This is a genomic window from Burkholderia sp. AU17457 (assembly GCF_002223255.1).
GTDB lineage: Bacteria > Pseudomonadota > Gammaproteobacteria > Burkholderiales > Burkholderiaceae > Burkholderia > Burkholderia sola.
The window spans coordinates 723662-740860 of sequence record NZ_NKFB01000003.1 but is presented as its reverse complement, the minus strand read 5'-3'; the positions used below and the strand labels follow the sequence as shown (position 1 = coordinate 740860).

Below are 17199 nucleotides of genomic sequence, written 5' to 3'. Positions count from 1 at the left end.
GGCGGACGTTCGCTCGCCTGCGACAGGCACCGACCCTTCGTTCGTCAGTCGACCACCTTCCCGCGCCCTGACTTCACCACGCTGCGGCGCGACTTGTGCTCGAGCCGCCGCTCCTTCGACGCGCGCGTCGGCCGCGTCGCGACCCGGGCGCGCGGCGTGTACGCGACGCTGCCGATCAGCGCATCGAGCCGAGCGAGCGCGGCCTCGCGATTCTTCTCCTGCGTCCGATATTCCTGCGACTTGATCACGACGATGCCTTCGCGCGTGATGCGCTGGTCGGACAGCGCGAGAAGCCGCTCCTTGAGGACCGGCGGCAGCGACGACGCGCGGATGTCGAAGCGCAGATGAATCGCGCTCGACACCTTGTTCACGTTCTGCCCGCCCGCGCCCTGCGCGCGCACGGCCGTCCATTCGACCTCGGCCGGATCGAGCGTGTAACGGATCATCATCGCGAAGCCTCCATGCGGTGCCGCGCAAGCGCCTCGTCGACGCGGGCCGCGAGCCCCGAATCGCGCTGCGTGCGCGTCGCGACCGCCTGCGCCAGCACACGCCGCGGCCCGATCACCTGCACGCGCGTGCGCGCGCGCGTGACGGCCGTATAAACAAGCTCGCGCGTCAGCACCCGACCGAACGATGCGGGCAACACGAGCGCCGCTTCGTCGAATTCCGAGCCCTGCGACTTGTGCACCGTCAGCGCGAACGCCGTTTCGTGCGGCGGCAGCGCGGCCGGGGACACCGCGCGCGCGGTGCCGTCCGCGCGCCGGAACCACACGCGCAGCACGCCGTGCGCGTCGGGCAGCGCGATGCCGATGTCGCCGTTGAACAGCCCCAGCGCATAGTCGTTGCGCGTGACCATGATCGGCCGCCCGGTGAACCAGTGCGCGCCGACCGCGAGCGGCACGCGCGCCGCATGCCGCACGTGCGCGGCCACCAGCGCGTTGACGTGTTCCGCGCCGCGCGAACCGCTGCGGGTCGCGCACAGGATCCGGAACCGGTTGAGCGCGTCGAACAGCGGCAGCGGATCGGGCACCGGCGCGGCCAGCGCGTCGCGCAACGCGTCGAGGTAGGCGCCGAAGCGCCGTGCGAGCCGCTCGACCGTCGACGACGCCAGCGTGTCGCCCGCATCCTCGTGAAACGACGCGGCGGCCGACTCGTCGGCGGGCAGCGCATCGAGCGCCGCCTGCACGTCGCCGCGACGGATCGCGAGCGACAGCCGCCCGATCGGCGAATCGAGACCGAAGCGGTAATTGCGTTCGAGCCACACGACGCAGTCCGCGAGCGGCGCCGGAGCGGGCGTGCCGGCGAACGCGGCGACGGCTTCGCCGGTCAATGGCGATGCGGCCGCCGTCGCCGATGCAAGCGCCGCGTCGCCTGCATCGAACGGCGGCAGCTCGACGGTGTCGAGCCATGCGAGTTCGTCGGCCTCGATCCAGGCGGGCGCATTGCCGTCTGGTGCGCCAGCATCATCGGCCAGTGCGGACTCCGTGGGCTGCGGCGGCGCGATGTCGATGTCGGCCGGCGACACTTCGTCATCCTGCGGTTCGTCGTCGAAGAGCGACGCCTGTCGCGCATCGACTTTCGACCGACGCGACGATTTGCGCGAAACGTGAGCAGACGCCGATGGCGACGCCGGAGCACCTGCGGACGCAGGAACCGGAGGCCCGGCTGGAACCGCTGCCGGCGGCGCAGCTTCGTCCGGCACCGGCAACGCCGCGACGAATGCCGCCTCGTCGACGCCCAGCGCCTGCGCGATGCGCGTGCGTGCCGCGACGGTGAACGCCGGCCGCGCGCTCAGCTCCGCGAACACGGCGCCGGCCTCGACCGCGGCCAGTTGATCCTTGTCGCCGAGCAACACGAGCCGCGCACCCGGCGCAAGCGCGTCGAGCAGATGCGCGGCGAGCGCGACGTCGATCATCGACGCCTCGTCGACGACGATCAGGTCGTACGGCAGCGGATTGTCGCGATGATGCCGGAAGCCGGCCGCCCCGCCGCTGCCCAGCAGCCGATGCAGCGTATACGACGTGTCGGGCAGGCGCGCCGCGAGCTCGGGCGGCAGATCGCCGGCGCGCGCGTGCAGCGCCTCCTGCATCCGCTGCGCGGCCTTGCCGGTCGGTGCGGCCAGCGCGATGCGCAGCCCCGGGTGCGCGTCGAGCAGACAGGCCAGCACGCCGACGACGGTCGTCGTCTTGCCCGTGCCCGGCCCGCCGCTGACGATCGTCACGCGGCCCGTCAGCGCAACGATCGCCGCGACGCGCTGCCAGTCGACTTCGCCGGTAGCCGGCCCGAAGTAACGGGCGAGACTGTCGCGCAAGCGCTCGGGCGACAGGCCTTCGTCCGGCGCGGCGACGCCGGCCTGCGCGACGAGCGCATCGGCGAGCCGCCGTTCGTAATCGAAATAGCGCGACAGGTACAGGTGATCGAGCCGATCGACGATCAGCGGCCGCTCGTCGCCGCGAGCGAGCGTGCCGAACGCGACCACGCCGCTCGCGGCGAGCGCGGCGCGGACGTCGTCGAGCGGCGCTTCGTAACGCTGCGCGAGCGCGGCGAGCGCGACGCACACGTGCCCACCGGCGGTCGCGCGGCTCGTCGCGAACGCGGCGCGCGCCGCCCAGCGCGCCGACGCGGACGGCGCACCGGCACGCCGCGCGAGGTCGCCAATGCGGCGCGCGAAGCCTTCCGCGAGCGCGATGCCGAAGTCGGCCGGCTCGGGCAGCCGCGCGACGAGACCGCCGGTGAATTCGAGCATGTCGTCGGACGCGGTCATGCGCGCCCCCCTTCCATCATCCGGTCGAGCGCGTCGACGAGCGCGCGGGCGGGCCGCCGCGCATGCACGCCGGCCGGCTCGCCGCCGCTGCGCCAGCCGGGCCGCACGCCGCGCACGAACAGGTACAGGTAGCCCGCGATGTGCGTGTCGTAGTCGTAATCGGGCAGCCGGCCGCGCAGGTAACGATGCAGCGCGACCGTATAGAGCAGCGCCTGAAGGTGATACGCGTGATCGGCCATCGTGACGTCGAGCGCGCGCGGGCCATAGGCATCCGGCGTCGTGCCGAGGTGGTTCGACTTCCAGTCGACGATCCAGAAACGGCCGTCGTGTTCGACGATCATGTCGATGAAACCCTTGATGAAACCGGCGAGCGTACCCGCCTCCAGTGCAACGTCCGGATAGCCGTGCGCGACCAGCAGCCGGCGCAGCGCCAGCAGGTCGAGCGACGGCGCCGGGAACAGGAAGCCCATTTCGTCGAGCCGCTTCGCCGGATCGAGATCGGCGAGCCGCATGCCCGGCACGAGTTCGGTGTGCACGACGTCGTCGACAAGCCGCGCCATCATCGCCGGCAGACGCGTCGCAAGCGCCGGCTCGGCCTCCACCGGCCGGTCATGCAGCGCGCCGAGCGCGGCCTTGTGCCACGATTCGGGCTCCGTGAACCGGCTGAGCTCGAACAGGCGGTGCAGACATTCGCCGGCCGCCGCGCCGCGCGGGAACGCGAGGATGTCGTCGTCCGGCGGGTCGGCCGCGACCGTATCGGCCGGCATCGGTTCACCGTCCGGCGTCACCGCGACCAGCGCATCGTGATCGGGCCGCAGTTCGTCGTCGGGCACGGCCGCGACCCCCGCCTCTTCGCGCGCCATCGACGCGGTCAGCGAGCTGAAGCTCGCCATTCGCCAAGCATCGCGCAGCACGCGCGTCGCATGGCGCGCCGCGAGCGTCTGCGACGCGTCGTGCCCGGCCGCGAGACGCTCGCGGCGCGCAGGCACCGGCAGCGGCGCGACGCTCACGGGGCCGCCCGCAAGCGCGCGCCACGCCGCATCGAGCGCAGCTTCGTCGGGTGGCTCGTCGAGCCACGCATCGAACGCATGGCCGGCGCCCGCGACGAGCCAGTTGAGCACGCTACGCCGCGCTTCGCGCGTCGAGCGCGACGACAGGTAGGGCCCGGCCACGACATAGCAGCGATAGACCGCGCGCGTGAGCGCCACGTAGACCAGCCGCGCGCGCTCCGCGGCCTGCTCGCGCAGCGCCTGCCGCGCCGCGTGCGCGGCCGCTTCGTCGTCGCATCCGTAATGCAGCACCGCATCGCCCGCGTCGTCGTGATACTCGCGCGCATCGGGCAGCGCGGACGACGGCGGCTCGCGCAGCCCGCCGTCGTTCAGGAACGGGCAGAACACGACCGCGTATTCGAGCCCCTTCGACTTGTGCACCGTGACGATCTGCACGAGGTTGCGATCGGATTCGAGCCGCAGTTGCGCTTCCTCGCCACCGCCATCGAGCCGTTGCGCGGCGAGCCAGCGCAGCGTGGGCGCGATGCCCGGCTGCGCGGATGCACGCGCCTGCGTCAACTCGGCCAGATGGTTGACGTCGGTCACGCGTCGCTCGCCGTCGGCACCGGCCATCAGCCGTTCGGCAATCCGCAGCTCGCGCGTGAACGTGCGCCACATCACCGCGAAGCCGCGTTCGCGCCACAGCAGCCGATACCGCGAGAAGCGTTCGACCCAGCTCATCGCGTCGGCGCTGTCGGCCGCCGACGCGCTGGATGGCGCATCGCCGTCACCCTGCTCCATGCGCCACAGCGCGCCGGCATCGAGCCCGAACCAGTCGGACGCGAGCGCCGCGCGCAGACGCCGCAGGTCGCCCGGCGCATCGATCGCCGCCAGCACGCGCTCGAGCTGCTCGGCGTCGCCGGTCGAGAACACCGACGCCTGCGCCAGCTCGACGCTGCCGATGCCCCACGTCGCGAGCACGCGCTTCACGAGGCTGCCCTGCCGGTGCGTCTGCACGAGCACCGCGATGTCGCCCGGCGACAACGGCGTGTCGCCCAGCCGCACGCGCCCGTCACGCGCGCCGCGCATCAGCCGCGCGATCTCGGCCGCGCAGGCTTGCGCAGCCTGCGCTTGCGCATCGCGCTTGAGCAGCGTGCCCTCGCCGCCCGGCAGCGCCCACACGCGGAAATCGCCGGCCGGAGCCGGATCGGTTTCGTCGACGAACGGCGCACGCACGCGTGTGCCGGCGCGCACCGCGTAATAGTCGAGCCCGTCGAGCACGAACGCGCGCGGATTCGACATGAAGAAACGGTTGCATGCGTCGACGATCGCGGGCGTCGAGCGCTGGTTGACCGCGAGCGTGTAGCACGCGCTCGCCCGTGCGCGCGCCGCGAGATAGGTGTGCAGATCGGCCGCACGGAAACTGTAGATCGCCTGTTTCGGATCGCCGACGAGGAACAGCGGGCCGCCCGGTGCGAAGATCCGGTCGAAGATCGCGAACTGCAGCGGATCGGTATCCTGGAACTCGTCGATCAACGCGGCCGGATAACGTGCGCGCAGCGTCTCGGCGAGCCACGAATGCGCGTGCAGCGCGTGATACAGGTTCGCGAGCAAATCGTCGAACGACACGACGCGCCGCGTGCGCTTGCGCTCGGCCAGTTCGCCCGGCGCCATGTCGAGCCATTCGGCGATCAGCGCGAGCCAGCGCGCGCGCTGCGCGGCCTCGGCGGCGGCCACGGCCGCCTCGAGCGCGTCGGCCACGTCGAAGAACGCGTGTGCGGGCGTCGCACCGCCTTTTTTCGTCGCCTTCGTCAGCGCGGTTTGCGTGAGCTTCAGCGCGGCTTTCGGCAGCGCGGCCGTCGCGTCGCCCTGCTCGAAATGCACGGCCCACGCGGCGAGCGCATCGGCGACCGCGTCGGGCTTGTGCGAGCGTTGATTGAGCGCGGGCTGCGCGGCGCGCAGCAACGCATCGATCGCGTCGCGCTCGGCCGCCCATATCCGCGCCGCCTCGGCGAAGCATTCGGCGGCCGCCGCTTCGGCCGATTCGTCCGGCTCGGTCACGCCGTCCCAGCGCAGCGCGGCGAGCGGCTTCTTCAGCCGGCGTGCGAGCTGCGCATCGAGCGCGGCCGGGCCGGCGCCCGATTCGACGAGCCAGGTCGCGAAGCCCGGCCAGCGCGCGGCCGCCGGCTCGACGCGCGTGCGCCAGAAATCCGCCGCGAGTTCGAAGCGCAGCGACGCATCGTCGGCCTCCATGTCGAACGCGAACGGCATCGCCGCCGCGAACGGCGCTTCCTGCAGTGCGCGCTGGCAGAACGCGTGGATCGTATGGATCGCGGCCTGGTCGAACGCGCGCAACGCACGGCGGATCCGCTTCACGGCCGTCTCGGGATCGAGCGCGCCGTCTTCGCCGAGCGTGGTCTCCAGCAGACGCGCGATGAACGGATCGCCGCCGTCGTCGCCCGTGTCGAGCGCGTGTGCAAGCTGCGCGAGCCGGCTGCGAATCCGCTCGTGCAGCTCGGCCGTCGCCGCTTTCGTGAAGGTCACGACGAGGATTTCGTCCGCGCCGAGATCCTTTTCGAGCAGCAGGCGCACGTACAGCGCGCAGATGTTCCAGGTCTTGCCGGTGCCGGCCGACGCCTCGATCTGGTTGACGCCATCGAGCGGGCACGCGAACACGTCGAGTTCGAGCGCCTGCTGCGACACGGCACTCATGCGACCTCCTTCAGATGCTCGACGAGCGGTTCGAACACGAGCCGCGCGAGCGTGCCGAACGGCTCGTCGAGCGACGGATGCGCACCGCGCCACGCGATCGCGATGGCCGGATCGTCGGCTTCGCTCACGACGCGCTCGTTGATCCACACGGTCGCGGCCTTCGCCTCGCCGTCGGACACCCTCGCCCATGCACTGCGCGGGAAAAACCGCAGCGGCATGCGTCGCCCCGCGCGAAACAGCGCGGCCAGCGGCGCGAGCCGTTCGAGCGGCGCCGCCACGGGCGTCAGCTCGAACGCGCCGCCGCTGCCGAACCACAGCGTGCGGCGCGGCCCCGCGGGCTCGATCGCGCAGTAGACGAGATGTGCGAGCCACGCGGACAGGTAGTCGCGCGCGCTAGGCCGCGCATACCGGTAGATGACCTGCCCGGCCGGCGTCAGCCGGTTCAGCGTGCCGTGCAATTCGAGCGGCGCGCTCACCGCGTCGGCCGACAGTATCGCGTCGTCGGCGCCGAACAGCGCCTGCTCGGTGTCGGGCCACTTCGGCACGACGGTGAGCGAGAACGGCCGCCGCTCGATGCCGTCGGCCAGTGCACGGCGCACGTTCGACGCAAGCTGCGTCATCGAACCGAGCGCCTGGTCGCGCCACACCGCGCCCGTCGCGCCGCCGGGCAGTTCGGGGCTCGCGTCCGCGATGCGCAGCGCGTGATCGTGCACGCTGCCGTCGCCCGCTTCGATCAGGAGCGGCAGCACGCGCTCGGCAAGCGCGTCGCTGCCGGCAAAGTCCAGCGCGAACGGCTCGGTATCGAGCAGTTCGGCCTGCGCGTCGGCCAGCACGATGCCGAGCCGGCCGCGCAGCAGCGCACGCGCCGGATGCCGCCAGAAGCGTTCGAATTCGCTGAACGCGACGGGCTCGACCGGCTCGGCCGGCAGCGGCTGCGCGAAGAACGGCTGCTCGCGCGGCCCGTCGCGCGACGCTTCGGCAGCCAGCAGCGACGCGAGCGTCGCCCGCTCGGCGTCGTACGAAACGAGGCCGCTGCCGGGCTGGAAGTACGCGGCCGCGAACGGCTGCAGCGGATGCTCGACGATGAACGCGCGGCGCGCGGCGTCGACCGCGTCCGGTGCGGCGCCGGGCCCGGCCGTGACGTCCGCCAGATGATCGAGCAGTTCGTCGACGAGCGCCGCGGGCGGCAACGGCGCATTGTCGCGGATGCTGCGGCCCGTATAGGCGATCAGCAACCGGTCGCGTGCGGCCAGCAGCAAATCGAGAAACAGATTGCGCTCGTCGTCGCGGCGCTGCCGGTCGCCCAGCTTCGGCAGCACGGCCATCAGGTCGAATTCGTCCGCGCGCGCGAGGCTCGGCAGCACGCCGTCGTCCATCCCGAGCAGGCAGACGACGCGATACGGCAGCCCGCGCAAGCTCGTCAGCGACGAGAACGTGACGCCGCCCCACGGCACGCCGCCGCGGGCCGGATCGTCGAGCGCCGCCGCGAGCCCCGCGCGGACGACGGCCGCCGGCAACGCCTCGTCGGGCGCGCCCTCCGTCATCGCGGCCAGCATCGCGTCGAGCGCGTCGCGCACGCCGGCCAGCGCGTCGGCATACGCGGCGCCCGAATCGAAGAAGCGCGCGAGCGTGTCGGCAAAGAGTTCGCTCCAGCCGCGCGGTGTGTGCGGCTCCGCGAGCCGCCGCGCGAAGCCGTCGAGATCGTCGGTGAAGCGTGCGAGCCGGCCGAGCAACTCGGCCTCGCTGCCGGTGGCCGCCTCGATCGGCAGCCACGCGCCGATCGGCGCCGCGCCTTCGGGCATCGCATAGCCGAGAAAGAGCCGCGCGAGCGCATCGGAGAACGTATGGCGCGGCGCGGGCACGGCCGCGTCGTCGCTGGCGAGCGGCGACAGCCCGCGCCGCGCGCCGGCGGCCGCGAGCCAGGTCTGCACCGTTTCGAGCGCGGCTGCGTCGATGTCGTAGCGCGCGGCCACCGCATCCACGCGCAGCCATTCGACCAGCTCCGGCGCGCCGACCTGCCGCTCCGGCAACGCGAGCCAGTCGAGCAGCACGCGCGCGACCGGGTTCGCCTGCGACGGCGGCAGGCCGGTGATCCGGTAAGGCACCCGCGCGCCGCCGGCGCCGGCCGTGCCGAACACCGCGTCGATCAGCGGCCCGGCCGCGGCAAGATCGGCCACCGCGACGAGCACGTCGGACGGCTGCAGGCTCGCATCGGCGTCGAACCACGCGAGCAGCCGGTCGTGCAGCACCTCGAGCTGGCGCGCGAGGCTGTGGCACACATGCACCTCGATTCCGCGCTCGACCGGCGTGTCGCCGATTTCGGCTTCCGGCCGCAGGTCGAGGATCGCGTTCTGCACGCGCGCGAGCCAGGTGGGCGCGGGATTCTCGACGAAACGCGACGCATCGCCCGACGCGGCGCTTTCGGTCAGCTCATGCAGCATGTGCAATTGCGCCTGCGTCTGCCTGCCCCATTCGGCGAGCAGCGGATGGCCGACTTCCTGGTAGTCGCGCCGGCCGGCCGCATCGAGCGCCTCGGCGTGCGCGGCGGTCACGATGTCGAACCAGAATTCGCGGCACGGGTTCAGCGCGTAGACGCGCACGTCGATCCAGCGCGACAGTTCGCGCAGCAGCGCGACGTGCAGCGGCGGCATCGTCGGCAGCGCGAACACGCTGACCGATTCGGGCCAGTCGGCGCGTGCGACCGCATCGGCATCGAGATGGCGCGCCTCGACGAGGAAACGGTGCGCCGGCGGCGTACCGCTGTCGCTGAGCTCGGCCAGCAGCGCACGCCACAGCGCGGCCTGCCAGCGTTCGTCGTCGCGCGCGGCGTCGCTGATCCCGCGCGGCGCGCCGTCGCCCGCGAGCACCGATTCGCCGGCCTGCCACGCGCCCAGCCATTCGGGGCGATAGGTCAGGTAGTGATCGAGCACGGCCGCGACGCGATGGGCCAGTTCGTAGCGCATCGCGTCGTCGGAGGCCGACAGGTACGCGGCCAGCCGCGGCGACGCGAGCCACGGCGCGTCGCCTGCCGGTTGCGCGAACAGCCGGTAGCAGCGCCACACGAGCCGGTCGGGCGCGAACGGCGAACGCGCGGGCACCGTCAGCACGCGGCCGATCTGCGCCCACAGCCACTGCGCGAGATAGGTGAACTCGACGTTCGCGCACACGCCATTGCGCGCGGCGATGTCGAGCTCGAGGCGGCGGCGCAGCGCCGCGCTCGGCACGATGACCTGTTGCGGCGCCCACGGGCCGTTGCGGGCCGGGAACGCGGCCAGATCCTCGAGCAGCGCGTCGGCCAGCGTTTCGTGACGGTTCGAATAGAAAAGATGGAGCATGAAGCAGGCGTCGGAACCTTGCACCGGCGGGGCCGGGCGAACAGGATCACCAAGGATAGCAAATGGGCCGCCCCCGCGAACCTCGGCCGGAAAGCCAGCTTTTGCGAGCCGCGAAATACGATAGACTCGTCGCCAGTCAATACGCCGCCCCGGGCGTCTTCGTCTGTCATTCAGCTCATCGATGCGCTACTCGGTCGAAATCAGAAAGTTTTTCTACAGCCAGTACTTTTTCGGCGGCCTGCGGATCGCGGTCGGCGTGTCGCTGCCGGCCGTGTTGTGCCTGATCGTGTTTCACAACCGGGAGCTCGGCTTCACGATCTCGACGGGCGCGCTCGGCGCGTGCGTCGTCGACATGCCGGGCCCGCTCAAGTACAAGCACAACGAAATGCTCGCGTGCAGCGTGATCGGCTTCCTCGCCGCGCTCGCGACCGGCCTCGCGACACCGAACATCTTCGCGCTGTGGCTCACGATCGTGCCGCTCACGTTCGTGCTGTCGCTGATCGTCGTCTACGGCAACCGCTGGCCGCAGATCAGCTTCGCGACGCTGTTCATGATGGTGATGACGCTCGAGGAGAAATTCACGCCGCTGGAGGCGTTCGTCAACGCCGGCTGGATTCTCGCGGGCGGCCTCTGGTACACGTACTGGGCCACGCTCGTGTCGCAATGGCAGGCGCGCCGGATCGAGCAGCAGGCGCTCGCCGAAAGCCTGTTCGCCTGTGCCGACTACCTGCTCGCGCGCGCGCAGTTCTACGATCTCGACGCCGATCTCGACGAGTGCTACCGCAATCTCGTCGCGCGGCAGATCACCGCGGTCGAAACGCAGGAAACCGCGCGCGACATCGTGCTGCGCAACCTGCCGAAGCTGCGGCGCGGCAAGCTCGATCCCGGCCGCACGACGATGTACAACCTGTTCATCAACAGCGTCGACCTGCACGAGCTGTTCGTCGGCGCGCACACCGATTACCCGCTCGTGCGCAACACGTTCGGCGGCTCGGACCTGATCATTTTCTATCGCGACCTGATCCGCAAGGCCGCCGCCGATCTCGAGGAGGTCGGCCTCGCGGTGCTCGAAAACCGCGCGCCGCATTCGCACATCAGCGTGAAGGCCGAGCTGCGCGCGATCGAGTACGAGATCGAGCTGATGCGCAAGAAGAACTTCGCGGCCACCCACGCGGAAGCCTATGCGGCCGTGCTCGCGACGTTCCGGCGCATCTGGAGCGCGACGCGCCTGATCGACCGGATGCGCCGCAACCTGTCGGGCCATGCCGATCCGCAGCAAACCGAACTGAAGATCGACAAGGCGCTCACGCGCTTCCTGCAGCGCCGCCGCATGTCGCCGCTGCTGATCTTCTCGAACCTGAACATGCGCTCGCCGAGTTTTCGCCATGCGCTGCGCGTGACGATCGCCGTCGCGGTCGGTTTCTGGATCGGCCGGCTGCTGCCGCTCACGAACGCATACTGGATCGTGATGACCACCATCATCATCCTGAAGCCCGGCTATTCGCTGACCAAGCAGCGCAATGCGGCGCGTATCGTCGGTACGCTGATCGGCTGCGCGGCGAGCGTCGCGCTGATCTACACGGTCAAGGATACGCACCTGCTGATCGCGATCATGTTCGGATCGATGGTGATGAGCTACAGCCTGCTGCTGTTCAACTATGCGGCGAGCGTCGTGTTCACGTCGTCGTACGTGCTGCTGATGTTCCACCTGCTCGCGCCGGGCAGCATGCGGATCATCGGCGAGCGCGCGATCGACACGGTGGTCGGCTGCATGATCGCGATCGCCGCGAGCCGGCTGTTCCCGTACTGGGAATACCGGCTGATGGGCAAGCTCGTCACCGACATGCTGACGTCCACCCGCAAGTATTTCGAGGCCGTGTGGCGCGCGGGGCGCGGCATGTCGCCGCCGCCGGTGCCGGCCGCCGACGGCGCGGCCGTCGTCGCGGGCGTCGCGGCCGCGATCGAGTCCCCGGCCGCCAGCCTCGACGACGACTACCGCTACCGCCTCGCCCGCAAGGACGTGCACATCGCGTTCGCGAACCTCGGGCAGGCGTTCCAGCGGATGATGATCGAGCCGAAGGCGCACCAGCGCTTCGTGCCCGAACTGAACGACCTGCTCGTGCAGACGCATGTGCTCGGCGCGCAGATCACCGCTGCCGCGCCGCTGATCCGCAGCGCATGCGCGGCCGATGGCGGTCTCGTTCACGACGACGCGCTGCAGCGCGGCCTCGCCGCCGTGCTCGACAATCTCGAAAAGGCCGAGGCCGGCGAGCCGCCGCCTGCCGACCAGCTCGAAGCGTCGAAGCAGATCACGCGCGATCTCGATGCGATGGTCGTATCCGCGGAAAAATCCGATGCGGTCGGCGCCGAGCTCACGCACGACCTGAAGGTGCTCGCGCACCAGTGCAAGCAGATGCTCGCGTCGTCGCAGCTGATCCGCAAGGACGCGAGCGTGATCCGCCTGCCCGCCTGACCGCGAACATCCGCGCCGCCAGGCCGGCCCGCGCGACGCGTCCCGGCCACCGGCGCGCTCCGGTTCAAAAACGATTCCCCGGAAGCATGCCCCACCGCGCTCCGCGCGGCCCGCGCCTGCCGCGCGCGACCGCCCCACGCCCCGTTCCGCTCGCCACGCCGGTCAGGGAATACCCGATTCCGGTCACCGGGTCCGGCTTGTTATCATTCGTTCACATTCAAGTTGTATATACAACTTGACGCAGTCGAACCGGCGCCGCTCGCCAGGTTCGTCGCATAACGATATCGGAGACTCGATGAAAAACTTGCAGCGCCATCTGAGCGCGCGGCACATCCGCTTTCTCGCGCTGGGCTCGGCGATCGGCACGGGCCTGTTCTACGGTTCGGCGTCCGCGATCCAGCTCGCGGGCCCGGCCGTGATCCTCGCGTACATCCTTGGCGGCGCGGCCGTCTACATGGTGATGCGTGCGCTCGGCGAGATGGCCGTGCGCGAACCCGTCGCCGGCTCGTTCGGCCACTATGCGACCGAGAACCTCGGGCCCTTCGCGGGCTTCGTCACCGGCTGGACCTACACGCTCGAAATGGTGATCGTCGCGATCGCCGACATCACCGCATTCGGCATCTACATGGGCTTCTGGTTTCCGGACGTGCCGCAATGGATCTGGGTGCTCGGCGTCGTCGCGATCATCTGCGGGCTGAATCTATGCCACGTGAAGGTGTTCGGCGAGCTCGAATTCTGGCTGTCGATCATCAAGGTCGGCGCGATCGTCGCGATGATCGGCGGCGGCGTCGCGATCCTGCTGACCGGCATGCACTTCGGCCATTCGGCCGACGTGCCGACGTTCGCGAACCTGTGGAACCATGGCGGCTTCTTCCCGAACGGCGTCGGCGGGCTGATCGCGTCGCTGTCGGTCGTGATCTTCGCGTACGGCGGGATCGAGGTGATCGGGATGAGCGCCGGCGAGGCGAAGGATCCGGAGCGCGTGATTCCGCGCGCGATCAACGCGGTGCCCGCGCGCATCCTGCTGTTCTACGTGCTGACGATGGTCGTGCTGATGTCGATCAGCCCGTGGACGGGCGTCGGCCGCGACGGCAGCCCGTTCGTGCAGATCTTCTCGGCGCTCGGCGTGAAGTCGGCCGCGACAATCCTGAATCTCGTCGTGATCAGCGCGGCGATCTCGGCGATCAACAGCGACATTTTCGGCGCGGGCCGGATGATGTTCGGGATGGCGCGGCAGGGCCAGGCGCCGCGCGTGCTGATGACGACGTCGCGGCACGGCGTGCCGTGGGTCACGGTGTTCGTGATGGCCGGCGCGCTGCTGGTCGGCGTGCTGCTCAACTACCTGATGCCGAAGGACGTGTTCCTGGTGGTCGCCGCGATCGCGACGTTCGCGACCGTGTGGGTCTGGCTGATGATCCTGCTGTCGCAGGTGGCGATGCGCCGGCGCCTGTCGAGCGCCGAAGTCGCCGCACTGAAGTTCAAGGTGCCGCTGTGGCCGGTCGCGCCGGCGCTGACGATCGCGTTCATGGGCTTCGTGATCGTGATGCTCGGCTGGTTCGACGATACGCGCGTCGCGCTCTACGTCGGCGCGGCGTGGCTCGCGCTGCTCGCGGCGGTGTTCTACGCACGGGTCCGCCCGACATTCGCCGCTGCGTCACGTTGACGCACGGCCGACCTGCCGGCGCGCCTTCTGCTGTCCAGGTTCCGCGCGGCGCGCGCCGCGCCGGAAACCGCGGATCGACTCCGTTCGCATGCCCCGCGCGCGACCCGACCGGGCCGCGCACCGGCGCGTCAGTGCGACGCCGCGCTCGCGGCCTCGGCCGGATGGGCCTCGTCGTACGCGTGCTTCTGCGAAATCGCGTTGTACAGGATCGTCCCGATCACGAGCAGCACGGCCACGACGATCAGGATGCTCACGTTGCGGACAGGGTTCTTCTTGCGCTGATCGTTCATGGTCGGTGCCGCTCCGTCAAATTCGTCGAAGCGGGCATTCTACGCGCTTGCGCCCGCGCTGCGCCGCCCCGTTCGCCGGTCTCCGCGCCCGGCCTCTCCCTGCTTTCCGCAAGCTTTCGTTTGTTAATCATTCCCATTTCGATTTAGAATCCAGCGTCTTTCAATTTGTAATGTTCCGGGTCGCGCGGGCGGCAGGCGCGCCGCGGAACGCTCCCTCGTCCACCTGCCGCACCGGAGTCTCCATGTCGAATCCGCGCACCCGCCTGCTGCCGCTCGCCGGCGCCCTCGCCCTGACCGCGGCCGCCTTCGCGCCGCTTGCCCAGGCGGCCGAGGAAGTGAGCCTGTACACCACCCGCGAGCCGAAGCTGATCCAGCCGCTCATCGACGCGTTCACGAAGCAGAGCGGCGTCAAGGTCAACACGGTGTTCGTGAAGGACGGCCTGCTCGAGCGCGTGAAAGCGGAAGGCGCGCAGTCGCCGGCCGACGTGCTGATGACAGTCGACGTCGGCAACCTGCTCGACCTCGTCGACGGCGGCGTCACGCAACCGGTGCGCTCGAAGGCGCTCGACGACGCGATTCCCGCGAACCTGCGCGGCACGAACGGCGACTGGTATGCGCTGTCGCTGCGCGACCGCGTGCTGTACGTCGAAAAGGACCTGAAGGTCGATGCGTTCCGCTACGAGGATCTCGCCGATCCGAAATGGAAGGGCAAGGTCTGCATCCGGTCGGGCCAGCATCCGTACAACACGGCGCTCGTCGCGGCGATGATCGCGCACGACGGCGAGGCCGCGACCGAGACATGGCTGCGCGGCGTGAAGGCGAACCTCGCGCGCAAGGCGACGGGCGGCGACCGCGACGTCGCGCGCGACATCCTCGGCGGCATCTGCGACGTCGGCCTCGCGAACGCCTACTACGTCGGCCACATGAAGAATGCCGAAGCCGGTAGCGATGCGCGCAAATGGGGCGACGCGATCAAGGTCGTGCGCCCGACGTTCGCGAATGCGAAGAGCGGCGGCACGCACGTGAACATCAGCGGCGCGACGGTGGCGAAGCACGCGCCGCACAAGGCCAATGCGGTGAAACTGCTCGAATACCTGGTGTCGCCGGAAGCACAGGCGCTGTATGCGCAGGCGAACTACGAATATCCGGTGCGCGCGAACGTAAAGCTCGACCCGGTGATCGCGAGCTTCGGCACGCTGAAGGTCGACCCGCTGCCGCTGGCGGATATCGCGAAGCATCGCAAGCAGGCGAGCCAGCTGGTCGACAAGGTCGGCTTTGACAACTGACGCATCGCCTGCGGCCCGCGCCTGCCGCGAGCCGCGCGGCCCGCGACCGCGCGTGCGGCTGCCCGCGGGCAGCCTGTGGCTGCTGGCGGCGCTGACGATCGCCGCGGCGGTCGCGGCGCCGCTCGCGGTGCTCGTGGCCGCCGCGTTCGACGCCGATCTCGCGCACTGGCGACATCTCGCCGAGTTCGTGCTGCCGCAGGCGCTCGTCAATACGCTGCTGCTGCTCGCCGGGGTCGGCACGATCGTGTCGATCGTCGGCACCGGCTACGCATGGCTCGTCACCGCGTACGATTTTCCCGGCCGGCGGATCCTGACCTGGACGCTGCTGCTGCCGCTCGCGGTTCCCACCTACATCGTCGCGTTCGCGTATCTCGACCTGCTGCATCCGATCGGCCCCGTGCAGGGCGCGATCCGCTGGCTGCTCGGCTTCGACAGCCCGCGCCAGTTCCGTCTGCCCGACCTGCGCTCGCTGCCCGGCGCGATCTTCGTCCTCGGCTTCGTGCTGTATCCGTACGTCTATCTGAGCACGCGCGCGATGTTCGTCACGCAATCCGCGAGCCTGCTCGAAGCCGCGCGCACGCTCGGCGCCGGTCGCGTCGCGACGTTCTGGCGCGTCGTCGTGCCGCTCGCCCGGCCGGCGATCGCGGTCGGCGTGAGCCTCGCGCTGCTCGAAACGCTGAACGATATCGGCGCGTCGGAGTTCCTCGGCGTGCAGACGCTGACCGTGTCCGTCTATACGACGTGGATCACGCGCTCCGATCTCGCCGGCGCCGCGCAGATCGCACTCGCGATGCTCGCGATCGTCGTCGGCATGATCGCGCTCGAACGCTACGGGCGCCGCCGCCAGCGCTACGCGCACGGCCGGCGCATGCGGCCGATCGCGCCGCGCCGCCTGACCGGCTCGGCCGCGCTGGGCGCCGCGATGCTCGGCTGGCTGCCCGTCGCGCTCGGCTTCGGCGCGCCGGCCGCGTATCTCGCGGTCGAAACGGCCAAGCGGCTGCACCTCGTCGGCGGCGTGTCCGCGCAACTGATGACGGGGCTCGCGAATACGCTGACGATCGCGACCGCCGCCACCGCCGCGACGCTCGCGTGCGGGCTCGTCGTCGCGTGGGCCGCACGCGCGCAGCGCGACAGCGCCCGTGCGGGCCCTGCCCGGCTGTGCGCGCGGATCGCGAGCCTCGGCTACGCGGTGCCGGGCACCGTGCTCGCAATCGGCCTGCTGATTCCGTTCTCGGCGGCCGACCGGCTGTTCGGCGCGGCGCTCGGCCGCGACGGTCTGCTGCTGATGGGCTCGGCCACCGCGCTCGCGATCGCCTATACCGTGCGCTTTCTCGCGATCCCGACCGGCGGCATCGAGGCCGGCCTCGCGCGCATTCCGCCGTCGCTCGAGCAGGCCGCGCGCTCGCTCGGCGAGACGGCCGGCGGCACGCTGCGCCGCGTCCACCTGCCGCTGTTGCGGCCCGCGCTCACGACGAGCGCGCTGCTCGTGTTCGTCGACGCAATGAAGGAGTTGCCGGCCACGCTGCTGCTGCGCCCGTTGAACTTCGACACGCTCGCGACCTGGCTGTATGCGGAAGCCGCGCGCGGCACCTATGAAGAAGGCGCGGTCGCCGCGCTCGCGATCGTGCTGGCCGGGCTCGTGCCCGTGATCCTGCTCGCCCGCACCCGCCACAAGATCGGAGCCTGA

General features: G+C 70.6%; 9 protein-coding genes. 4 read left to right on the top strand and 5 right to left on the bottom strand.

The genetic code is table 11. The features are described from left to right. Nucleotides 1-44: 44 nt before the first annotated feature. Genes arfB through recC form a run of 4 tightly spaced genes read right to left on the bottom strand, consistent with a single transcriptional unit; the run spans nucleotide 45 to nucleotide 9800 of the window. Complete coding sequence (gene arfB, locus CFB49_RS05935; protein WP_069617051.1) at nucleotides 45-449, bottom strand: alternative ribosome rescue aminoacyl-tRNA hydrolase ArfB; 405 nt, start codon at nucleotides 447-449, stop codon at nucleotides 45-47. Then, entirely contained in the window at nucleotides 446-2764 is a 2319-nt protein-coding gene (locus CFB49_RS05930; protein ID WP_089490883.1) for an AAA family ATPase, read from the bottom strand. The genes arfB and CFB49_RS05930 overlap by 4 nt, the downstream gene beginning before the upstream one ends. Beyond that, entirely contained in the window at nucleotides 2761-6465 is a 3705-nt protein-coding gene (recB, locus tag CFB49_RS05925) for an exodeoxyribonuclease V subunit beta (RefSeq protein ID WP_089490882.1), read from the bottom strand. Before recB ends, CFB49_RS05930 begins: the two co-directional genes overlap by 4 nt. Continuing rightward, entirely contained in the window at nucleotides 6462-9800 is a 3339-nt protein-coding gene (recC, locus tag CFB49_RS05920) for an exodeoxyribonuclease V subunit gamma (RefSeq protein ID WP_089490881.1), read from the bottom strand. Before recC ends, recB begins: the two co-directional genes overlap by 4 nt. 181 nt (nucleotides 9801-9981) lie before the next feature. Between recC and CFB49_RS05915 the strand changes: the two genes are divergently transcribed. Together CFB49_RS05915 and CFB49_RS05910 are read left to right on the top strand one after the other, a co-directional pair. Beyond that, nucleotides 9982-12273: an FUSC family protein gene (locus CFB49_RS05915; protein WP_089434773.1), complete on the top strand. Its 2292-nt coding sequence runs from the start codon at nucleotides 9982-9984 to the stop codon at nucleotides 12271-12273. Nucleotides 12274-12568: 295 nt separating this feature from the next. Continuing rightward, on the top strand, nucleotides 12569-13936 hold the full coding sequence (locus tag CFB49_RS05910; RefSeq protein WP_089490880.1) for an amino acid permease: 1368 nt from the start codon (nucleotides 12569-12571) through the stop codon (nucleotides 13934-13936). A gap of 128 nt (nucleotides 13937-14064) precedes the next feature. On the opposite strand, the gene CFB49_RS05905 is transcribed toward CFB49_RS05910, so the two are convergent. Next, nucleotides 14065-14226 (bottom strand): hypothetical protein, encoded by a 162-nt coding sequence (locus CFB49_RS05905; protein WP_006476417.1) that lies wholly within the window; start codon nucleotides 14224-14226, stop codon nucleotides 14065-14067. Between the two features lie 242 nt (nucleotides 14227-14468). On the opposite strand from CFB49_RS05905, the gene CFB49_RS05900 reads away from it, so the two are divergent. Together CFB49_RS05900 and CFB49_RS05895 are read left to right on the top strand one after the other, a co-directional pair. After that, complete coding sequence (locus CFB49_RS05900) at nucleotides 14469-15512, top strand: Fe(3+) ABC transporter substrate-binding protein (RefSeq protein WP_069617045.1); 1044 nt, start codon at nucleotides 14469-14471, stop codon at nucleotides 15510-15512. After that, nucleotides 15502-17199 carry an ABC transporter permease gene (locus tag CFB49_RS05895; protein WP_089490879.1) on the top strand — a complete coding sequence of 566 codons (1698 nt, stop codon included), beginning with the start codon at nucleotides 15502-15504 and terminating at the stop codon, nucleotides 17197-17199. The genes CFB49_RS05900 and CFB49_RS05895 overlap by 11 nt, the downstream gene beginning before the upstream one ends.

Bases quoted from the DNA above. Each gene is read 5' to 3' on its own strand.
- CFB49_RS05905 (WP_006476417.1), bottom strand. From the start codon at position 14,226: ATGAACGATCAGCGCAAGAAGAACCCTGTCCGCAACGTGAGCATCCTG.
- recC (WP_089490881.1), bottom strand. From the start codon at position 9,800: ATGCTCCATCTTTTCTATTCGAACCGTCACGAAACGCTGGCCGACGCG.
- recB (WP_089490882.1), bottom strand. From the start codon at position 6,465: ATGAGTGCCGTGTCGCAGCAGGCGCTCGAACTCGACGTGTTCGCGTGC.
- arfB (WP_069617051.1), bottom strand. From the start codon at position 449: ATGATGATCCGTTACACGCTCGATCCGGCCGAGGTCGAATGGACGGCC.
- CFB49_RS05910 (WP_089490880.1), top strand. From the start codon at position 12,569: ATGAAAAACTTGCAGCGCCATCTGAGCGCGCGGCACATCCGCTTTCTC.
- CFB49_RS05915 (WP_089434773.1), top strand. From the start codon at position 9,982: ATGCGCTACTCGGTCGAAATCAGAAAGTTTTTCTACAGCCAGTACTTT.
- CFB49_RS05930 (WP_089490883.1), bottom strand. From the start codon at position 2,764: ATGACCGCGTCCGACGACATGCTCGAATTCACCGGCGGTCTCGTCGCG.
- CFB49_RS05900 (WP_069617045.1), top strand. From the start codon at position 14,469: ATGTCGAATCCGCGCACCCGCCTGCTGCCGCTCGCCGGCGCCCTCGCC.